The sequence below is a fragment of the Paenibacillus sp. 2TAF8 genome (assembly GCF_052114825.1).
Lineage (GTDB): Bacteria > Bacillota > Bacilli > Paenibacillales > Paenibacillaceae > Paenibacillus.
This window is the reverse complement of the sequence record NZ_JBFRFN010000065.1, coordinates 1-521: the sequence shown is the minus strand read 5'-3', so window position 1 is coordinate 521 and position 521 is coordinate 1. Positions and strand designations below refer to the sequence as shown.

Annotated in this window: 1 rRNA gene; it reads left to right on the top strand. The window is 46.9% G+C overall.

The annotated features are described in order from the left end of the window. A 16S ribosomal RNA gene (locus AB4Z30_RS29990) occupies positions 1-113 on the top strand; the annotation flags it as partial. Positions 114-521 lie beyond the last annotated feature (408 nt).

Here is a 521-nt window from a genome sequence, read left to right as displayed (position 1 = left end):
CCGAAGTCGGTGGGGTAACCGCAAGGAGCCAGCCGCCGAAGGTGGGATAGATGATTGGGGTGAAGTCGTAACAAGGTAGCCGTATCGGAAGGTGCGGCTGGATCACCTCCTTTCTATGGAGAATCGTTTCCCGTGTGGAAACATTCAAAAAGTCTTCAGGAAGTATGCTTCCGAAGCGRGCTTTACTTCGTAAAGCTTTCAACTCACTCGTTGCTCAGTTTTGAGRGCTCAAACTCTCAAACAGCTTGCTTATTATGGAGCTTGTTCTTTGAAAACTAGATATCGAAACGAAACAAACGCGAATTAGAACATTCCTTTTTAGCTGAACTTGTGTATAACAAGTTTCAATAAAAACGGTAGTTAAATTGCTGWTGCGATGGTATCGAATGGGAGCGACTTTTGGCTTTGGACGTAGTCCAAAACAAGGGAAGCGAGCAGTCGAAACCGGAGCAATCTGGTTAAGCTACTAAGAGCACACGGAGGATGCCTAGGCGCTAGGAGCCGATGAAGGACGTGGCGAA